General features: G+C 62.4%; 14 protein-coding genes. 7 read left to right on the plus strand and 7 right to left on the minus strand.

Annotated elements, in window-relative coordinates; all coding sequences use genetic code 11:
• Positions 1–28 precede the first annotated feature (28 nt).
• Positions 29–253 (minus strand): hypothetical protein, encoded by a 225-nt coding sequence (locus BLU52_RS10110; RefSeq protein ID WP_090283051.1) that lies wholly within the window; start codon positions 251–253, stop codon positions 29–31.
• Between the two features lie 230 nt (positions 254–483).
• Between BLU52_RS10110 and BLU52_RS10115 the strand changes: the two genes are divergently transcribed.
• The gene (locus BLU52_RS10115; RefSeq protein WP_090283052.1) at positions 484–1365 is read left to right on the plus strand and encodes an MBL fold metallo-hydrolase; all 882 of its coding nucleotides are present in this window, start codon (positions 484–486) and stop codon (positions 1363–1365) included.
• Positions 1366–1531: 166 nt separating this feature from the next.
• Here the strand turns inward: BLU52_RS10115 and BLU52_RS10120 are convergent, their stop codons facing one another.
• The 4 genes from BLU52_RS10120 to xylA form a co-directional block, all read right to left on the minus strand.
• On the minus strand, positions 1532–2668 hold the full coding sequence (locus tag BLU52_RS10120; RefSeq protein ID WP_090283053.1) for a sugar ABC transporter permease: 1137 nt from the start codon (positions 2666–2668) through the stop codon (positions 1532–1534).
• Positions 2669–4225, minus strand: a complete 1557-nt coding sequence (xylG, locus tag BLU52_RS10125; protein ID WP_090283054.1) for a D-xylose ABC transporter ATP-binding protein — start codon at positions 4223–4225, stop codon at positions 2669–2671.
• An 832-nt stretch (positions 4226–5057) separates the two neighbouring features.
• Complete coding sequence (gene xylF, locus BLU52_RS10130; protein ID WP_090283055.1) at positions 5058–6059, minus strand: D-xylose ABC transporter substrate-binding protein; 1002 nt, start codon at positions 6057–6059, stop codon at positions 5058–5060.
• Between the two features lie 148 nt (positions 6060–6207).
• Positions 6208–7524 carry a xylose isomerase gene (gene xylA, locus BLU52_RS10135; RefSeq protein WP_090283056.1) on the minus strand — a complete coding sequence of 439 codons (1317 nt, stop codon included), beginning with the start codon at positions 7522–7524 and terminating at the stop codon, positions 6208–6210.
• 174 nt (positions 7525–7698) lie between these two features.
• Between xylA and BLU52_RS10140 the strand changes: the two genes are divergently transcribed.
• Complete coding sequence (locus BLU52_RS10140; protein ID WP_090283057.1) at positions 7699–8874, plus strand: XylR family transcriptional regulator; 1176 nt, start codon at positions 7699–7701, stop codon at positions 8872–8874.
• A 12-nt stretch (positions 8875–8886) separates the two neighbouring features.
• Here the strand turns inward: BLU52_RS10140 and BLU52_RS10145 are convergent, their stop codons facing one another.
• Positions 8887–9846 (minus strand): EamA family transporter, encoded by a 960-nt coding sequence (locus BLU52_RS10145; protein WP_090283058.1) that lies wholly within the window; start codon positions 9844–9846, stop codon positions 8887–8889.
• A 191-nt stretch (positions 9847–10037) separates the two neighbouring features.
• Entirely contained in the window at positions 10038–10955 is a 918-nt protein-coding gene (locus tag BLU52_RS10150; protein ID WP_090283059.1) for a LysR family transcriptional regulator, read from the minus strand.
• Between the two features lie 114 nt (positions 10956–11069).
• Between BLU52_RS10150 and BLU52_RS10155 the strand changes: the two genes are divergently transcribed.
• From BLU52_RS10155 to BLU52_RS10175, 5 genes are all read left to right on the plus strand, one after another.
• Positions 11070–12812 (plus strand): acyl-CoA dehydrogenase C-terminal domain-containing protein, encoded by a 1743-nt coding sequence (locus BLU52_RS10155; RefSeq protein ID WP_090283060.1) that lies wholly within the window; start codon positions 11070–11072, stop codon positions 12810–12812.
• Positions 12813–12846: 34 nt separating this feature from the next.
• Complete coding sequence (locus BLU52_RS10160; protein WP_090283061.1) at positions 12847–14010, plus strand: iron-containing alcohol dehydrogenase; 1164 nt, start codon at positions 12847–12849, stop codon at positions 14008–14010.
• A gap of 68 nt (positions 14011–14078) precedes the next feature.
• A complete protein-coding gene (locus tag BLU52_RS10165) occupies positions 14079–14705 on the plus strand; it encodes a TetR/AcrR family transcriptional regulator (RefSeq protein WP_090283062.1) in 627 nt (208 codons plus the stop codon).
• Between the two features lie 324 nt (positions 14706–15029).
• Positions 15030–16136, plus strand: a complete 1107-nt coding sequence (locus BLU52_RS10170) for an efflux RND transporter periplasmic adaptor subunit (RefSeq protein ID WP_090283063.1) — start codon at positions 15030–15032, stop codon at positions 16134–16136.
• A complete protein-coding gene (locus BLU52_RS10175; RefSeq protein ID WP_090283064.1) occupies positions 16133–19222 on the plus strand; it encodes an efflux RND transporter permease subunit in 3090 nt (1029 codons plus the stop codon). The genes BLU52_RS10170 and BLU52_RS10175 overlap by 4 nt, the downstream gene beginning before the upstream one ends.

Below are 19222 nucleotides of genomic sequence, written 5' to 3' on the forward strand. Positions count from 1 at the left end.
CCTTGAATTTGCTTTGACACGCGTTGGTTTACGGCTGCTGATAGTGCCCCGGGACATTGTCGCCTTCGTCAGGCTTGGTCCTTTTCTGCACCTGCACGTCACTCAAGCGTGCGTCCTTGAGTTCGGGAAATGTCTGCCTGAGCACAGCTTCCGCCTGCTGCGGATCGAGGCCGTCCAGGTCCTCTTCCAGAGTGCGGCTCTGCGGCTGATTGTCGAGGATGAAGCTGACGATGTAGCGGGGCTTATCGAACATGGTGGCCATCCTTTAGTGCGGGGCTGGGTGACTGTTTGGGTGGTGCTGACGCGGCGGATAAACGCCCGGCGCTTTCAGTGATGACGCTGAAGGCGGGCGGTTGTTCCCTCCAATTGCCCAAGCGCAACGCCCGCCGTGCCATACGTCGATTCATTCGAGCAGTGGCCGCTCAGGCCGGGTCAACCGCGCATAACGGTTCGGCAACGCGCCTGGCGCGAGGGAGGTAAAACATGCGTGTGCATCATTTGAATTGCGGCTGTATGTGCCCGTTGGGTGGCGCGTTGTTCGATGGCTACAGTCGCGGCCTGACGGCGTCGGTGGTGTGTCACTGCCTGCTGATCGAAACCGCGAGCAACGGCCTGATTCTGGTCGACACCGGTTTTGGCCAGCAGGACGTCCAGCATCCGCAGCGCCTGAGCCGCTTTTTCCGCACGCTGAACAACATCCGTCTCGAACACCGCTTCACTGCGCTGGAGCAGATCCGCCGGTTGGGATTCGATGCCAACGACGTGCGCCATATCCTCCTGACCCACCTGGACTTCGACCACGCCGGCGCCTTGCAGGACTTTCCGCGCGCACGGGTGCACGTCATGCAGCAGGAACTGCAGCATGCCCGTTCGGCGAATGACTGGATTGAACGGCGGCGCTTCGTCCCGGCGCAATGGCGCAACGTCGAAGGCTGGGAGCTGTACGCGCCGCAGGGCGACACCTGGTTCGGATTCGATTCGGTACGCGCCGTGCTCGGCGCCGAGGAAGAAGACATCCTGCTGGTGCCGCTCAGCGGCCACACCCTCGGCCACGCCGGCATTGCCCTGCGCACCGCCGACGGTTGGCAGTTGCACGCCGGCGACGCCTATTTCCACCACGATGAAGTCCATCTGCCGAAACGCCGCTGCCCGCCGGGCATGCGCCTGTACCAATTCATGATGGACAGCGACCGCCAGGCGCGGCTGCACAACCAGCAACGCCTGCGCGAACTGGCCGCCGATGCGCGCGCAGCGGTGAAGATCTATTGCAGCCATGATGCGCGTGAGCTGGAACGGGCAATTCACGCCGGGGCTGACGCTGCGGCGAGATCACCGGGGCAGGGGGACCGGTTGCGGCATTTGTGAGGGTTGCAATCGCCATTGCTAACCGCCGCGACTCCCGATCGATTGCAGATTCACCGCAGAACGCTCACGTCGGCGCAGATCCCCAATATCCCCGAATCAGTTCCCTCTCCCTCGGGAGAGGGCTAGGGTGAGGGGCTTCCCTGTCAGTATCAACGAGATCCGAACCTCAACGCCGCCCCGTGCGCGTACTCACATCCACCCACACCGCCAGCACCAGAATGCTGCCCTTGACGATCATCTGCCAGTAACTGTCGACGTCGAGCATCGACATTCCGTTGTCCAGGCTGGTGATCACCAGTGCGCCGAGCAGCGCGCCGTAGACAGTGCCCGAACCGCCGCGCATGGAGGTGCCGCCGATGAAGCAGGCGGCGATGGCGTCGAGTTCGCCCATGCTGCCGGCCGAGGGTGAACCGGCGGCGAGGCGCGCAGTATTGACCATGCCGGCGAGGGCGCACATCACGCCCATGATGCCGAAAATCCACAGCTTGACCGCTTGCACGTTGATACCCGACAGGCGCGTCGCTTCCATGTTGCTGCCCACCGCATAGACGCGGCGGCCGAACACGGTCTGGCTGGTGACGTAGCTGAACACACCGAGCAGGGCCAGCAGCAGCAGGACCGGCACGGGAATGCCGTCGTAGCTGTTGAGCGTCTGCACGAAGCCGGCCAGCACCGCGCCGATGACCAGCACGCGGATCACGTCACGCGCCAGTGAATGCGCGGCGAGGCCGTGCAGGGCGCGGTTGCGCCGCTGTCTCCAGGTGAGGAATACGGTCAGCGCGAACAGCACGATGCCCAGCCCGGTGCCCATGGCGTGGGGCAGGTAACCCTGACCGATGTAGACCAGTTCCGGCGATACCGGGGCAATGGTGGTGCCGCCGGTAATCCCCAGCAAGATCCCGCGAAACGCCAGCATGCCGCCCAGCCCGACGATGAATGACGGGATGCGCAGGTACGCGGTCATGTAGCCGTTGCCGAGGCCGATCATCAGCCCGCACAGGGCCACCAGACTCAGGTTGGCCAGCAGCGGGATGTGATAGACGACGTCGAGTATCGCCGCGAGCCCGCCGAGCAGGCCAAGCAGTGAGCCGACCGACAGATCGATCTCGCCACTGATGATCACCAGCACCATGCCGCAGGCGAGAATCCCGGTGATCGACATTTGCCGCAGCAGGTTGGAAAGATTGCGCGGGGTGAGAAAACCGCCCTCGGTCTGCCAGCTGAAGAACAGCCAGATCAGCACCACGGCGAACACCAGCGCGAGCATTTTGTAGCGGGTGAACAGCTGTTTGACCTGATTCATTTACGCGGATTTCCGATCATTATTGTTATGGCTGCCGGGCTGGCTGAGCGCGGCGGCGAGCACCTGTTCCTGGGTCAGATCCTGATTGACGAAGTCGCCGCGCAACTGGCCTTCGCCGATCACCAGCACGCGGTCGGACACGCCGAGCACTTCGGCCAGTTCCGACGAAACCATGATGATCGACACGCCGGCGGCCGCCAGCGCGCCCATCAATTTGTAGATTTCGTATTTGGCGCCAACGTCGACGCCGCGGGTCGGCTCATCGAGAATCAGCACCCGCGGCTTGGCCAGCAGCATTTTTGCCAGCACGGCTTTTTGCTGGTTGCCGCCGGACAGGCTGGTGATCGGCAGAAACGGGCTGGCGGTCTTCAGGTGCAGGCGCGCGATTTCCCGGTCGATGCTGCCCAGTTCGGCCTCGGCATCGATGCGGCTGAGTTTCGAATAACTGTCGAGCACGGCAAGGGTGATGTTCTGGCCGACGCCGAGGTCTGGAATGATGCCCTGGCGCTTGCGGTCTTCGGGCACCAGGCACAGGCCGGCACGGATCGATTTCAGCGGCGTGGCGGTGTCGATCGGCTGGCCGTCGAGCCAGACTTCGCCCTCATGGCGGCCGGGATACGCGCCGTACAGGGCCGTGACCAGTTCGGTGCGGCCGGCGCCGACCAGTCCGGCGATACCGAGGATCTCGCCGCGCTTGAGCACGAACGACACATCGTCGACCCGTTTGCGCTTGGGGTTGTCGACGTCGTAGCAGGTGATATGCCGCGCTTCGAAAATCACCTCGCCAATCTCGTGCGGCTCGGACGGGTAGAGGTTGCTCATTTCCCGGCCGACCATCTGCGTGATGATCTGCGCAATGTCCATGTCGGCCATGGCGGTGGTGGCGATGTGTTTGCCGTCGCGGATCACCGCAATGGTGTCGCACACGGCGGCCACTTCATCGAGCTTGTGCGAGATGTACACGCAAGCGACGCCCTTGGCCTTGAGGTCGCGGATGATGTCGAGCAACACCTCGATTTCCGAACGGCTCAGCGCCGATGAAGGCTCGTCGAGGATCAGCAGGCGCGCCTGCTTGTTCAGCGCCTTGGCGATTTCCACCAGTTGCTGATAACCGCCGCCGTATTGGGAAACCGGCAGCGAGACGTTCATGTCCGGCACTTTCAGTTCGCGCATCAGCGCTTCGGCGCGGTGGATCATCGCCGGGTAGTTCATGCGCCCGCCGGGTAGTGTCAGTTCGTGGCCCATGAAGATGTTTTCGGCGACCGAAAGGTCCGGCACCAGGGTCAGTTCCTGGTGGATGATGACGATGCCGGCGGCTTCGGTTTCGCTAATCGATTGCGCCCGCAGCGGTTGCCCGTCCCAGAGGATTTCACCGTCCCAGGTGCCATGCGGATAGACCGCCGAGAGGATTTTCATCAGCGTCGATTTGCCGGCACCGTTCTCGCCGCACAGGCCCACGCACTCACCGGGCCGGACCTTGATGTCGATGCCGTTGAGCGCTTTGACACCGTTGAAGGATTTGACGATGCCGTTCATTTGCAGCAGGTAGTCGGACATGGAAAAAGGCTCGTATACCAAGGACTCAAACACCAGACCTGTAGGAGTGAGCCTGCTCGCGATAGCGTCCGTTCAGACACTGCACGGCTGGCTGATCCGCCGTCATCGCGAGCAGGCTCGCTCCCACAGGGTTTCTGTTTAACCGCAGATCCGCGAATGGATCACAGCCCGAACCTGTAGGAGTGAGCCTGCTCGCGATAGCGTCCGTTCAGACACTGCACGGTTGGCTGATCCGCCGCCATCGCGAGCAGGCTCGCTCCCAAAGGGTTTCTGTTTAACCGCAGATCCGCGAATGGATCACAGCCCGAACCTGTAGGAGTGAGCCTGCTCGCGATAGCGTCCGTTCAGACACTGCACGGCTGGCTGATCCGCCGTCATCGCGAGCAGGCTCGCTCCCACAGGGTTTCTGTTTAACCGCAGATCCGCGAATGGATCACAGCCCGAACCTGTAGGAGTGAGCCTGCTCGCGATAGTGTCCGTTCAGACACTGCACGGCTGGCTGATCCGCCGCCATCGCGAGCAGGCTCGCTCCCACAGGGTTTCTGTTTAACCGCAGATCCGCGAATGGATCACAGCCCGAACCTGTAGGAGTGAGCCTGCTCGCGATAGCGTCCGTTCAGACACTGCACGGCTGGCTGATCCGCCGCCATCGCGAGCAGGCTCGCTCCCACAGGGTTTCTGTTTAACCGCAGATCCGCGAATGGATCACAGCCCGAACCTGTAGGAGTGAGCCTGCTCGCGATAGCGTCCGTTCAGACACTGCACGGCTGGCTGATCCGCCGCCATCGCGAGCAGGCTCGCTCCTGCAAGGGTTTCGGACCAAACGTCCTGATCACTGCCCGGCTATCTGCGCCTTGGTGTAGAACCCGTCCTGTTCGAGCAAGTCGATGTTGTCCTTGGTCAGCGGGGTGGGCGTGAGCAGGATGGTGTCGACTTTTTTGCTGCCGTTGTCGTACTGCGAGGTGTAGGCGGGTTTTTCGTTGCGCGCCAGTTGCACCGAGAGCTTGGCCGCTTCGGAGGCGATGAGTTTCAGCGGCTTGTACACGGTCATGGTTTGCGTGCCGGCGATCACCCGCTTGACGGCGGCGAGGTCGGCGTCCTGCCCGGAAATCGGCACCTTGCCGGCCAGTTGCTGCGCGGCCAGGGCCTGGATCGCACCGCCGGCAGTGGCGTCGTTGGAGGCGACGATGCCGGCGATTTTGTTGTCGTTGCGGGTCAGGGCGTTTTCCACAATGCTCAGCGCTTCGGTCGGGTTCCACTCCTTGACCCACTGCTGGCCAACGATCTTGATATCGCCCTTGTCGATGGCCGGTTGCAGCACTTTCATCTGGCCTTCACGGAGGATCTTGGCGTTGTTGTCAGTGGGCGCGCCACCGAGCAGGAAGTAATTGCCCTTCGGCGCGGCCTTCAGCACGCCGCCGGCCTGCATCTCGCCGACCTTTTCGTTATCGAAGGAAATGTAGGCGTCGACATCGGCGTTGAGAATCAGGCGGTCATAGGACACGACCTTGATTCCGGCCTTCTTCGCTTCGGCCACGGCATTGGTCAGCACGGTGGCGTTGAACGGCACGATGACGATCACATCGACGCCACGGGAGATCAGGTTTTCGATCTGCGAAATCTGCTTCTGCTCGTTGGCATCGGCCGACTGCACGAACACCTTGGCGTCCATTTTTTCCGCCGCCGCGACGAAGTAATCGCGATCGCGGGACCAGCGTTCCAGACGCAGGTCATCGATGGAGAAGCCGATTTTCGGGTGGGCAGCGTCAGCCAGTACCGGTAGCGACAGCAGCGCCAGAGCACTGGCCAGGAGCGTACGTTTGAGGTTCTTCATGGTGGTGCGTCCTTTTATTTTTGTTTGAAAGACACGGCCTGACGATGAGTATCGGGCTGGTAGAACTGTAGAGAATTTGCCGGCGCCGCACGCACAGAATTGTCGTGCAATTGTCACAGCGCGGTGGCGCCGGCAAGCTCCCTCCGGATCAGCGATAGATAAAGCGGTTGACGATGTTTTCGAGCATTTCCTGGCGGCCGCTGACGGCTTGCGGGTTGAGTTCGTTGGTGAAGGCGTGCTCGGCCAGTGACTCAAGATTGAAGTCGCCTGCCATGACCGCTTGACCAAAAGGCTGCTGCCAGCCGGCGTAGCGTTGATCCTTGAGCGCTTGCAACTGATCGTTCTCGATCATCGCTGCGGCGCGCTCCAGCGACTGGGCGAGCACGTCCATGGCGCCGACGTGGCCATGAAACAGATCGACCTCGTCGAGGCTCTGCCGACGCACCTTGGAATCGAAGTTGAAACCGCCGTTCTTGAAGCCCCCAGCCTTGAGGATTTCATAGGTGGCGAGGGTCATTTCTTCGACGCTGTTGGGGAACTGATCTGTGTCCCAGCCGTTTTGCGGATCACCGCGGTTGGCGTCGATGCTGCCGAAAATCCCCAGCGAGGCGGCGGTGGCGATTTCGTGATGGAAGCTGTGGCCGGCCAGCGTCGCGTGGTTGGCCTCGATGTTGACCTTGATTTCCTTTTCCAGACCGAACTGCTGCAGAAAGCCGAACACCGTGGCGCTGTCGTAATCGTATTGGTGCTTGGTCGGCTCCTGCGGCTTGGGTTCGATCAGCAGATCGCCCGTAAAACCGATCTTGTGCTTGTGCTCCACCACCATGCGCATGAAGCGCCCGAGTTGTTCGCGCTCACGCTTGAGGTCGGTGTTGAGCAGGGTTTCGTAGCCTTCACGACCGCCCCACAGCACGTAGTTGGCGCCTTTCAGGCGTTGGGTCGCGTTCATCGCGCTGAACACCTGAGCCGCTGCGCAGGCGAAGATTTCCGGGTCCGGATTGCTCGCGGCGCCGGCGGCAAAGCGTGGGTTGCTGAAGCAGTTGGCGGTGCCCCACAGCAACCTGATGCCGCTTTGTTCCTGGTGTTGCTCGAGGTGGTCGACCATTTGCGCAAAGTTGTTGCGGTATTCCTTCAGCGACTGGCCTTCGGGGGCGACATCCGTGTCGTGAAAGCAGTAGTAATCGACACCCAGTTTGCTGAAGAACTCGAAGGCCGCCGAGGCTTTGCCGATGGCCACTTCCATAGGGTCACCGGCATGGTGCCAGGGGCGTTTGAACGTCCCCGCGCCGAACACATCGGAACCCGGCCAGACAAAGGTGTGCCAGTAACAGGCGGCCATGCGCAGGTGTTCGCGCATGGGTTTGCCGAGGATCAGTTTATCGGCGTCGTAGTGGCGGAAGGCGAGGGGCGAATCGCTGTCTGGACCTTCGTAGCGAATCGGGGCGACATCGGGGAAGTACGGCATGGACGGTGTCCTTGTTGTTCTTGGCGGTGACTCGATACTAGCAACGGCCCCGAGCGCGAAGATTATGAAAATCACCAACACACAGTGCGATTTTGCGTATTGAGATTCGCCGCGTGCGCGCCTAGTCTGTGCCGACCGCCTCTTTGCAAAGAGGCCCTGAACGCGCCCAAAACAATGAAAACATTACCGCCTGTTCACCGCATCGCCCTGTTGTTCAACGGCAGCAAAATCTATGACCGCGGCATCATCGCCGGCATCGGCAACTACCTGAGCAGCACCCGCGCCTCGTGGGACCTGTTTCTGGAAGAGGACTTTCTCTGCCGCTTGAAAGGCATCGAACGCTGGCAGGGCGACGGGATCATTGCCGACTTCGATGACCCGCTGATCGGCGAGGCCCTGGCCGACATCCAGTTGCCGGTGGTGGCGGTGGGCGGCTCCTATGAAGATGCGCGGGCGTACCCGAAAGCGATCCCGTATGTCGCCACCGACAACAACGCCCTGATCACCCTGGCTTACAACCACCTGATCGAAGCGGGGCTGCAGCGCTTTGCCTGCTTCAGCCTGCCCGAAGCGCAGGCCAATCGCTGGGCGCAGGAGCGGGAAAAAGCCTTTCGCCGGCTGATGCAACGTGACGGCCTGCGCGCCGAGATCTATCGCGGCATGGGCACCAGCGCGCCGCTGTGGGACAGCGCCGTCGAACAACTGATCGCCTGGCTGCAAGGCTTGCCCAAACCGATCGGCATCATCGCCGTCAGCGACGCCCGGGCCCGCCAGTTGCTGCAAGCGTGCCTGACCGCCGGCATTGCCGTGCCTGAGCAGGTGGCGTTGATCGGCATCGACAACGACCCGCTCACGCGCAGCCTGACGCGAGTACCGTTAAGTTCGGTGATCCAGGGCACCGAAACCATGGGCCGCACCGCCGCGCAACTGCTGCACCAGATGCTCCACGGCATGCCTTCCAGCGGCACGCAGATTCTGGTGCCGCCGGACGCGGTCAATGTGCAGGTCTCGAGCCTGCACCAGCCGTTGGGCAATCCCTACGTGATGCAAGCGCTGCTGTTCATCCGCCAATATGCCTGCCAGGGCATCAAAACCGCGCAGGTCGCGGCCTACGTCGGCATCTCGCGTTCCTCGCTGGAGGCGCATTTCCGTCATGAACGCGGCTGCAGCGTTCACGACGAAATCCTGCGCTTCAAACTGGCGGCGGCGACCAGCGGCCTAGAGAACCGCGACGCCGCAATCGTCGACGTGGCCCGTGCCTGTGGCTTCAAGTCGGCGCAATACCTGCACACGGTGTTCCGCCGTGAGTTGGGTTGTACGCCGCGTGAGTATCAGCAAGGGGCGCGCTAGCGAACCCCAGTGTCAGGCCGACGCTTTCGCCTCAGCCTTGACCGCGTTTTTCCGATACGTGAGCAACACAATGCCGGTGACCACAATTACTCCGCCGAGCACCTGGCCCTTGCCGAGCATCTGGTCGAGCACGATCCAGCCCATCAGCAACGTCGCCAGCGGCTCGATGTTCATCACCGGGGCGTTGCGCGGCATGTCCAGGCGTGGCACGGAAATGAACAGAACAATGAAACCGGTGCCGTACAACACCACCAGTGTGGCGAGGGCCAGCCAGCCGGTCGAGGTCGCCGGCAGATTGAGGCCGCCGGGCAGGGCGCCGGTCAGGCCCGCCAGATTGACGCTGCTGAACACAATGAAAATGGTCAACAGACTGCGCGCCGAACCACGCACCTGAGACAACTTGTGGTCGGTGATCCACAGTGCACAAGCGAATACGCTGGCCGCGCAGAAGGCGAGCGTCACGCCCAGCCACCAATCCGGGCCGACGCTGCCGGCGTTCGAAAGACGCCCGGGAACGTCCAGCACGAACACCAGACCCACCAGAATCAAACCCATCAATAACGCGGTGCGTGCGGTCGGCCTCGGCCCGCCCATCGCCCAGGTGAGCAGTGCGAGCAGAATCGGAAACACGTTGGCCACCAGCAGCGCCAGCGCCACCGGCACCCGCGCCACGGCGGAATACAGACACAAACTTTGCGCCGTGATCAGCAGCCCCAACAGCAATTGCCAGCGCCAGGCCCCGGGCGGCAAACGCAGGCTCTGTTTTTGCCACAGCACCAGCATTGCCAGCACCAGCAACGTCCCGCCGGAGCGCATCAGAATGGCGAGCAACACTCCGGCACCATCATCAAACGCCACCCGCGCGGCGACATGATTGCCGGCGAAGGCACAGCCCATACACAACAGAATGAGCACGGCGAGGTGGCGAGGGAAGGGGGGCGGTACGGTAGGTGCGATGGTAGAGCGGGACATGGCAGTTCTCGAAAAGTGGCCATTCGGGATGGCGCGGGTTTTTTATTATGTTGTCGTACAACTGCGCTGTTTGTACCGTATCGGGGAGGGGCGGGCAAGGGTGCCTTAGACCAAAGAAGCTTGTTCTTTGGCCGCCAATGGTAATTCTCTGAGGGTTACGTTGCGGGTTAGAGATCGTATGACTTGGTCGGTCAGGGCGCTGCGATCGCCAGAATCTGCTCCGCCAGCCACGCCAGCGCCGGGTCGTGCTGGCGATGGCTCAGATACACCAGATCCAGCTCGAACGGTTCCAGCGCAAACGGCAATTCATGCAAGTCCAACGGCAGCAATTCGGCGAACTGCTGCGCCAGTTGCGTCGGCAGCACCACGCACAGGTCGGTGGCGGCGACCAGGTGCGCGGCTTGCAGGTAGTTGGGCGTGGTGTAGACGATTTGCCGTTCGAGGTTCTGCTCGGCCAGCCATTGATCGACCATGCCGCGCGTCTGCCCGCCGTGGACCCAGAGGTGGCGCAGTTGCAGAAAGGTTTGCAGGTCGAGCGCGCCGTTGATCTGCGGATGCTCGCGGCGCACGGCGATGCGCAAGGTTTCCCGGCGCCACAGTAGCCGGGTGAAACGGGCGGGCACCTCGTTAAAACGGCCGAGGACCATGTCGAGGTCGCCACGGTCCAGCGCCTCGACGGGCAGGTTCGGCGTCAGGTGGGCAACGTCGATGCGCAGCTGCGGCGCCACGCTTTGCAGGCGTGCGAGCAAGGCCGGCATGCACAGTTGTTCGACGAAGTCGGTCAGTGCGATGCGCAGTTGCCGGTGGCTGTGTTGCGGCTCGAAGGCCTCGCCACTGCCCAGCGTTTGCTCGATCTGCCGCAGTGCCGCGCGAATCGGCCCTTCCAGCGCCAGCGCACGTGGCGTCGGGCACATGCGCCGGCCGACCCGCACCAGCAGCGGATCGTCGAGCAGGTCGCGCAACCGCGCCAGGGCGTTGCTCACCGTCGGTTGCGTCAGGGCCAGCCGCTCGGCCGCGCGCGAAACGTTTTGTTCACGCAGAAGCATGTCGAGCACGCGCAGCAGATTCAGATCGAAGTTGGAAATATTCATGCGCGGAATATATGCCATGGGAATTCTAAATTTCAAAAATATCTGAACGCTGCTTAGGGTGGCGCTTGTCCTTTATTGATTGGAGCGCTGCGCGTGACTACGTCTTCGAATTACCAGGCGCCTTTGCGCGACATGCGTTTCGTCTTGCACGAGCTGTTCGACGTCAGCGAGCACTGCCGACAATTGCAGGTCGAACTCGACCGCGACGTCCTCGACGGCATTCTCGAGGAGGGCGCGCGGTTCACCGGCGAAGTCATCGCACCGCTCAATCGCAACAGTGACGAGCAGGGCTGTCAGTTGCACGGCAGCGACGTGACCACGCCGGATGGTTTTCGCCAGGCCTATCGACAATACGTCGACAACGGTTGGGCGAGCATGACCGGGCCACAGGCGTTCGGCGGTCAGGGCGTGCCGCAGATGGTCTCGGCGTGCTTTCATGAAATGCTGATGTCGGCGTCGCTGGCCTTTCGGGTTTATTCCGGGCTTACCGAAAGCGCTGTGCTGGCGCTGTATCGCCACGGCAGCGCTGAACTGAAGCAAGCGTATCTGGCGAACCTGATCAGCGGCGAATGGGCCGGCACCATGTGCCTCACCGAGCCACAGGCGGGCACCGATCTGGCGCTGTTGCGCACCCGCGCCCAGCCTGAGGCGGATGGCAGTTACCGCGTGACCGGCAACAAGATTTTCATCAGCGGCGGCGAGCAGGATCTGACCGACAACATCATTCATCTGGTGCTCGCGCGCCTGCCGGACGCACCGCCGGGCGTGAAGGGCATCAGCCTGTTGCTGGTGCCGAAAGTCCTGCCCGATGGTCAGCGCAACACGCTGAGCTGCGGGGCGCTGGAACACAAGATGGGCATCAAGGGCACGTCGACCTGCGTGATGAATTTCGATGGCGCGCAAGGCTGGCTGGTGGGCGAAGCGAATCAGGGTCTGGCGTGCATGTTCACCATGATGAACGACGCACGTTTTCAGGTCGGTCTGCAGGGCCTGGGCATTGCCGAAGCGGCGTTTCAGGGCGGCCTGCGTTATGCGCGGGAACGCTTGCAGTCGCGTTCGCTGGGCGGTGCTGTTGCGCCGGAGCAGGCTGCTGACCCGATCATCGTCCACCCCGATGTGCGCCGCATGTTGCTGACCCAGAAAGCGCTCACCGAAGGCTGCCGGATGCTTGCGGCGTATACCGCGCGGCAACTCGATCTCGAACAAGCCATGGGCGCGGATCATCAAGCGGCGAAGCGTCGGGCGGCGCTGTTAATTCCGATCGTCAAGGCGTTCTTCACCGATGTCGGCCAGGAAGTCGCCAGCCTCGGCGTGGCGCTGTATGGCGGTCACGGCTATATCCGCGAGTGGGGCATGGAACAGTTGATGCGCGACAGCCGCATCACTCAGCTCTACGAAGGCACCAACGGCATTCAGGCGCTGGACTTGATCCGCCGCAAACTGCTCGGCGACGGCGGCACTGAGCTCAATGCGCTGATCGACGAATTCGCGCAACTGGCCGAAGCCGCCCAGGCGCATGAACCGCTGCTGGAAATGGCCCAGGCGGTCAGCCAGCGCTTGCGCGAATGGCGCGAGCTTGGCCAAGCAGTCATCGCCGCGTGTCAGCGTGATCCGCAGGAAATCGGTGCGGTGTCGGTGGATTTCCTCGCCTATTCAGCCTACGTCCTGCTCTCCGGTTTCTGGCTGCAAGCGGCGACCCGCGCGCAGCAGGCGTTGGCCCAAGGCAGTGCTGACAGTGGGTTTTATCAAGCCAAGTTGCACACCGCCGACTTCTACTGGCGACGCCTGTTGCCACGCGCCGGCGCTCATCGTGACGCCGTGCTCGGCGGGGCGAACTGCCTGATGGCAATGGCGGCCAGCGACTTCAGTTTCTGAACCCGAGACCGGATCACCATAAGGAATCGTGCCGATGCAATCCTTCAGCTTTGCCACCACCGCGCAGATCCTCTGCGAAGCCGGCGCCGCACAGCGACTGGCCAGCCTGTGCCGCGAGCGCGGCGCACGGCGGGTGTTGATCGTCACCGATCCGGGGATCGCCCGGCTCGGTTTGCTGGATGACGTGCTGCCGGGGTTCAGCGCGGCGAAAGTGGCGGTGGCGATTTTCAGTGACGTGAGTGCCGATCCCCATGAACACTGCGTGCTCGCGGCGGTTGATCGCGCTCGGCATATCGGCGCCGACCTGATCGTCGGGTTCGGCGGTGGCAGTTCGATGGACGTCGCCAAACTGGTCGCGTTACTCGCCCATCCCGGCAACAGCCAAACGATCACGCAGTTTTACGGTGTCGATCAGGCCAAGGGCCCGCGGCTGGCACTGATTCAGGTGCCGACCACCGCGGGCACCGGTTCGGAGGTCACGCCTATCGCCATCGTCACCACCGGCGAAACCAGCAAAATGGGCATCGTCTCGCCGTTGCTACTGCCTGATCTCGCCGTGCTCGACGCAGTGTGCACGCTGGGCCTGCCGCCGCAGGTCACGGCGGCTACTGGGATCGATGCAATGGTCCACGCTATCGAGGCCTACACCAGCAAACTCAAGCGCAACCCGCTGTCCAGTCTGCTCGCCCGCGAGGCGTTGCGCCTGCTGGCGACCCATCTGGACCAAGCGGTGCACAACGGTGGCAACCTTGACGCACGGCAAGCCATGCTGCTCGGTGCCTGTCTTGCCGGGCAGGCGTTCGCCAATGCACCGGTGGCGGCGGTGCATGCCTTGGCCTATCCATTGGGCGGGCACTTTCACATTCCCCACGGCTTATCCAACTCGCTGGTGCTGCCGCATGTGCTGCGCTTCAACGTGCCGGTGGCCGAGGCCGATTACGCCGAACTGGCTGTGCCGTTGCTCGGCGAGCGGCTGCGTATCGGGAATCGCAACAGTCAGGCAGAGCAGTTGATTGCTGAACTGGCCGAGTTGGCGCCGCGCTGCGGACTGCCCCATCGCCTGCGCGATGTCGACGTGCCCGAAGATTGCCTCGCACAACTGGCGCGTGACGCGATGCAGCAGCAACGCTTGCTGGTGAATAACCCGCGAGAGGTCAGCGAAGCCGACGCGCTGGCGATTTATCAGGCGGCGTGGTGATGGGGCATTCGCGGTGAGGGCACGGAGGCTCAGTTGTAAGCCTCCGATCAGGTGAGTAAGCTGCCGGGATGAACCAGACCTCAGCTTCCTCATCCTTCCCCGGCCCGCGTGGCCCGGTCGATCACGAGATTCGTGACCAGATCGTCGCGGCGGCCAACGAGCATTTCAGCCAGTATGGCTACGGCAAAACCACCGTGTCTGACCTGGCCAAGGCCATCGGTTTTTCCAAGGCGTACATCTACAAGTTCTTCGATTCCAAGCAGGCGATCGGCGAGGCCATCTGCGGCAACTGCCTGGGGCAAATCGTGGCGGCGGTGGAACTGGCAATCAGCGCAGACGGGCTGTCGCCGACCGAGCGCTTCCGCCAGTTGGTCAAAACCGTGATTGCCACTGGCGTCGAGCTGTTCTTCACCGACCGCAAGCTCTACGACATCGCGGCCTTTGCGGCCGGCGAGAACTGGCCCAGCGCCCAGCGTTACGACGCTCGGATCAAAGGCTTTATCACTGACATCGTGCGTGACGGACGCATGGCCGGTGAGTTCGAACGCAAGACGCCGCTGGACGAAACCGTCGAATCGATCCATCTGGCGCTGCGGCCCTTCGTCAATCCGCTGATGCTTCAACACAACCTGGATTTCATCGAGGTGGCGCCGACGCTGACCTCGAATCTGATTCTGCGCAGCCTGAAACCTTAGTCCCTCGCTGATCTGCGTCACAGGCTGGAACTCACCGAGTTGCCAGCCATCTCCCGAAGACTGGAACAACGCCTGCGCCGCGGCTCGACTGCGCTTGTGCCTGCGCGCAGCTCAAGCAGGTGCTGGTAATCGGGGCCAAACCGCCAAACCGCCATCGAGCCGTCACTGACCGTAACGTGATGGGGAGCGCAGTGGCGTGAAGATTCGTGTGGAAAATCTGCAGGGTTGAAACGGGCGAAGCGCAAAATGATGACGAGTGACCGTTGACGACATTGGTCACTGACTGAGAATATGATGATCATCCTATTTCAGTGAAGGAATTCCATGCGCCGGTTCAGACCTTTTCCCCTTGCAGCCTGTTGGCTGCCCCTCGTCCTGACGGCGTGTGGGGATGCTTCTACCACGCAAGACCCGCGCACTCTCGCGCCTCTGGTCAGGTCGGCTGTTGTGCAGCTTGCCGAGGATGGCTCGCGGTCATTCACCGGTGTGGTGGCGGCGCGGGTTCAGGGTGACCTGGGCTTTCGCGTTTCCGGCAAGGTGCTTGAGCGTCTGGTCGACACCGGTCAGACGGTCAAGCGCGGGCAGCCGCTGATGCGCCTCGACCCGATCGACCTCGGGTTGCAGGCGCGAGCGCAGCAAGAAGCCGTTACCGCCGCTCGAGCAAGCGCCAATCAGACCGCCGATGAAGAAGCGCGCAACCGCAAGCTCGTCGCTGCCGGCGCGATCTCGGCGTCGGCCTACGACCGGTTCAAAGCTTCCGCCGACGCCGCCAAGGCGCAACTCAGCGCTGCTGTTGCGCAAGCGGACGTGGCACGCAACGCCTCCGGTTACGCGGTGCTGGTAGCGGACGCCGACGGCGTGATCGTGGACACACTCGCCGAGCCTGGGCAAGTGGTCAGCCCGGGGCAAGCCGTAGTGCGACTGGCGCGCGCGGGTCAGCGTGAAGCCATCGTCCATTTGCCCGAGACCTTGCGTCCGGCACCAGGCTCCACCGCGCAGGCCAGACTCTATGGCGATCCGGCGGCTGTCAGCGCAAGCCTGCGCCTGCTTGCCGATTCTGCCGACCCGTCGACCCGCACGTTCGAGGCGCGCTATGTGCTTGAAGGCAAGCTCGCCAATGCGCCGATCGGTTCAACCGTCACCGTTGATATCGCTCAGGTTTCCGCACAAAAACAAGCGTTGAAGGTGCCGATCGCGGCGCTGTACAACTCAGGCAAAGGCCCCGGCGTCTGGGCCATTGCCGGTACACCGGCGAAAGTGACTTGGCGCGCCGTTGAAGTGTTGGGGTTGAGTGACGATTCGGCACGCATCGCTGGCGAACTCAGCGTCGGTGAGCCGATCGTTGCGCTCGGCGCGCACCTGCTGCACGAAGGCGAGGACGTGCGCTTGCTGGCCGGCGATGACGCCCAGGTTGCCGGGAGTCGTCCATGAGCGAGGGTCGATTCAACCTTTCCGCCATTGCCGTTCGCCAACGCGCGATCACGGTGTTCCTGATTTTTCTGATTGCCGTCGCCGGGACCCTGGCGTTCTTCAAGTTGGGCCGGGCCGAAGATCCGCCGTTCACCGTCAAGCAATTAACCGTCATCACCGCATGGCCGGGGGCGACCGCGCAGGAGATGCAAGACCAGGTCGCCGAACCGCTGGAAAAGCGTTTGCAGGAACTGAAGTGGTACGACCGCACGGAAACCTACACCCGCCCCGGGCTGGCGTTCACCATGGTGTCGTTGCTCGACAGCACACCGCCGTCGCAGGTGCAGGAAGAGTTCTATCAGGCGCGCAAGAAGCTCGATGACGAAGCGATCAAACTGCCGGCGGGCGTTATCGGGGCGATGGTCAACGACGAGTTCTCCGACGTGACGTTCGCGCTGTTTGCCCTGAAGGCCAAGGGCGAGCCGCAGCGCTTGCTGGTGCGCGATGCGGAGTCTTTGCGCCAGCGCCTGTTGCATGTGCCGGGGGTGAAAAAGGTCAACATCATCGGTGAGCAGGCCGAACGCATCTTCGTCTCGTTTTCCCATGATCGACTGGCGACGCTGGGCCTGGCCCCGCAGGACATCTTCGCTGCACTGAACAGTCAGAACGTGCTGACGCCCGCCGGATCGGTCGAAACCAAAGGGCCGGAAATCTTTGTCCGGGTCGATGGCGCATTCGACACCTTGCAGAAAATCCGTGACACGCCGGTTGTCGCGCAGGGTCGCACCCTCATGCTTTCCGACGTGGCCACGGTCGAGCGCGGCTACGAAGACCCGGCGACGTTTTTGGTGCGCAACAACGGCGAGGAAGCGCTGCTGCTCGGCGTGATCATGCGCGAGGGCTGGAACGGTCTGGATCTGGGCAAGGCGCTGGATGCCGAAACGCTCAACATCAATGCAGAAATGCCCTTGGGCATGACCCTGTCGAAAGTCACCGATCAGGCGGTGAATATCGACTCGGCGGTCGGCGAGTTCATGGTCAAGTTTTTCGTCGCGCTGCTGGTGGTGATGCTGGTGTGCTTTCTCAGCATGGGTTGGCGTGTCGGCGTGGTGGTCGCCGCGGCGGTGCCGTTGACCCTGGCGATCGTGTTTGTGGTGATGGCCGCCACCGGCAAAAACTTTGACCGGATTACCCTCGGCTCGTTGATTCTCGCGCTGGGCTTGCTGGTCGACGACGCGATCATCGCCATCGAAATGATGGTGGTGAAAATGGAGGAGGGCTACGACCGCATCAAAGCCTCGGCCTATGCCTGGAGCCACACGGCGGCGCCGATGCTGGCCGGTACGCTGGTGACGGCGATAGGCTTTTTGCCGAACGGTTTCGCCCAGTCCACGGCGGGCGAATACACCAGCAACATGTTCTGGATTGTCGGCATCGCGTTGATCGCTTCGTGGGTCGTCGCCGTGGCGTTCACGCCGTATCTGGGGGTGAAGCTGTTGCCGGACATCCAGCAAGTCGAAGGCGGGCACGCGGCGATCTATGACACGCCGCGCTATAACCGTTTTCGACGGATTCTGGCATGGGTGATCACCCGTAAATGGCTGGTGGCGGGCACGGTTGTCGCGTTGTTTGTCGTAGCGATTCCGGGCATGGGATTGGTAAAGAAGCAATTCTTCCCGACCTCTGACCGCCCCGAAGTGATGATCGAAGTGCAAATGCCCTACGGCACGGCGATCGAGCAGACCAGCGCCGCCACGGCCAAAGTCGAGGCGTGGCTGCAAAAACAGGCTGAGGCAAAAATCGTCACGGCCTATATCGGCCAGGGTGCGCCACGGTTTTTCCTGGCCATGGCGCCCGAGTTGCCGGACCCGTCATTCGCCAAGATCGTCGTGCTGACGGACAACCAGGACGCCCGCGAAACCCTCAAGTTGCGTTTGCGCGAAGCGGTTGCTCAAGGCCTGGCCCCGGAAGCGCGGGTTCGAGCCACGCAAATCGTCTTCGGCCCGTATTCGCCGTTCCCGGTGGCTTACCGAGTGATGGGCCCTGATCCGGCTAAATTGCGCGACATCGCCGAGCAGGTCCGCAGGGTGATGCAGGACAGCCCGATGATGCGCACCGTCAACACCGACTGGGGGCCGCTGACGCCGACGCTGCATTTCAACCTCAATCAGGATCGCTTGCAGGCGGTCGGGCTGACCTCCAGCGCCGTGGCCCAGCAGTTGCAATTCTTGCTCAGCGGCGTGCCGATCACGGCGGTGCGTGAGGATATCCGTTCGGTGCAGGTGGTTGGTCGTGCGGCGGGCAACATCCGCCTGGACCCGGCGCAGATCGAAGGTTTCACTCTGGTCGGCGCAGCGGGGCAACGCATTCCGCTGTCGCAGATCGGCAAGGTCGAAGTGCGCATGGAAGATCCGATCCTGCGGCGCCGCGATCGCACCCCGACCATCACCGTGCGCGGCGACATCGCCGAAGGCTTGCAGCCACCGGACGTCTCCGGCGTGCTCATCGAGCAATTGCAGCCGATCATCGCGCAACTGCCTTCCGGTTACCGCATTGAACAGGCCGGCGCCATCGAGGAATCCGGCAAGGCCGGCAAAGCGATCTTGCCGCTGCTGCCGATCATGATCGCCGTGACGCTGCTGATCATCATCGTCCAGGTGCGCTCGATCTCGGCGATGATCATGGTCTTCCTCACCTCGCCACTCGGCTTGATCGGCGTGGTGCCGACGCTGCTGATCTTCAATCAGCCGTTCGGCATCAACGCACTGGTCGGGTTGATTGCGCTGTCGGGGATTCTGATGCGCAACACGCTGATCCTGATTGGGCAGATTCATCACAACGAGCAAGAAGGCCTCGCGCCTTTTGACGCCGTGGTCGAAGCCACCGTGCAACGGGCCAGGCCAGTGCTGTTGACCGCCCTGGCGGCCATTCTGGCGTTCATTCCGCTGACGCACTCGGTGTTCTGGGGCACGCTGGCGTATACGCTGATTGGGGGCACGTTTGTTGGGACGATAATCACGTTGGTGTTCTTGCCGGCGATGTATGCGATCTGGTTCAGGATTCGGGCTTCGAAGCAAGAGCAGGGTGACAGCGTGAAAATGGCTTAG

Origin of the sequence: Pseudomonas granadensis, assembly GCF_900105485.1 — a bacterium.
Lineage (GTDB): Bacteria > Pseudomonadota > Gammaproteobacteria > Pseudomonadales > Pseudomonadaceae > Aquipseudomonas > Aquipseudomonas granadensis.

Excerpts from the sequence above, each read along its gene's own strand:
- xylG (WP_090283054.1), bottom strand. The coding sequence starts at position 4,225 with ATGTCCGACTACCTGCTGCAAATGAACGGCATCGTCAAATCCTTCAAC.
- BLU52_RS10170 (WP_090283063.1), top strand. The coding sequence starts at position 15,030 with ATGCGCCGGTTCAGACCTTTTCCCCTTGCAGCCTGTTGGCTGCCCCTC.
- BLU52_RS10165 (WP_090283062.1), top strand. The coding sequence starts at position 14,079 with ATGAACCAGACCTCAGCTTCCTCATCCTTCCCCGGCCCGCGTGGCCCG.
- BLU52_RS10150 (WP_090283059.1), bottom strand. The coding sequence starts at position 10,955 with ATGGCATATATTCCGCGCATGAATATTTCCAACTTCGATCTGAATCTG.
- xylA (WP_090283056.1), bottom strand. The coding sequence starts at position 7,524 with ATGCCGTACTTCCCCGATGTCGCCCCGATTCGCTACGAAGGTCCAGAC.
- BLU52_RS10115 (WP_090283052.1), top strand. The coding sequence starts at position 484 with ATGCGTGTGCATCATTTGAATTGCGGCTGTATGTGCCCGTTGGGTGGC.
- BLU52_RS10110 (WP_090283051.1), bottom strand. The coding sequence starts at position 253 with ATGTTCGATAAGCCCCGCTACATCGTCAGCTTCATCCTCGACAATCAG.
- BLU52_RS10155 (WP_090283060.1), top strand. The coding sequence starts at position 11,070 with ATGCGTTTCGTCTTGCACGAGCTGTTCGACGTCAGCGAGCACTGCCGA.
- xylF (WP_090283055.1), bottom strand. The coding sequence starts at position 6,059 with ATGAAGAACCTCAAACGTACGCTCCTGGCCAGTGCTCTGGCGCTGCTG.
- BLU52_RS10120 (WP_090283053.1), bottom strand. The coding sequence starts at position 2,668 with ATGAATCAGGTCAAACAGCTGTTCACCCGCTACAAAATGCTCGCGCTG.
- BLU52_RS10160 (WP_090283061.1), top strand. The coding sequence starts at position 12,847 with ATGCAATCCTTCAGCTTTGCCACCACCGCGCAGATCCTCTGCGAAGCC.
- BLU52_RS10140 (WP_090283057.1), top strand. The coding sequence starts at position 7,699 with ATGAAAACATTACCGCCTGTTCACCGCATCGCCCTGTTGTTCAACGGC.
- BLU52_RS10145 (WP_090283058.1), bottom strand. The coding sequence starts at position 9,846 with ATGTCCCGCTCTACCATCGCACCTACCGTACCGCCCCCCTTCCCTCGC.
- BLU52_RS10175 (WP_090283064.1), top strand. The coding sequence starts at position 16,133 with ATGAGCGAGGGTCGATTCAACCTTTCCGCCATTGCCGTTCGCCAACGC.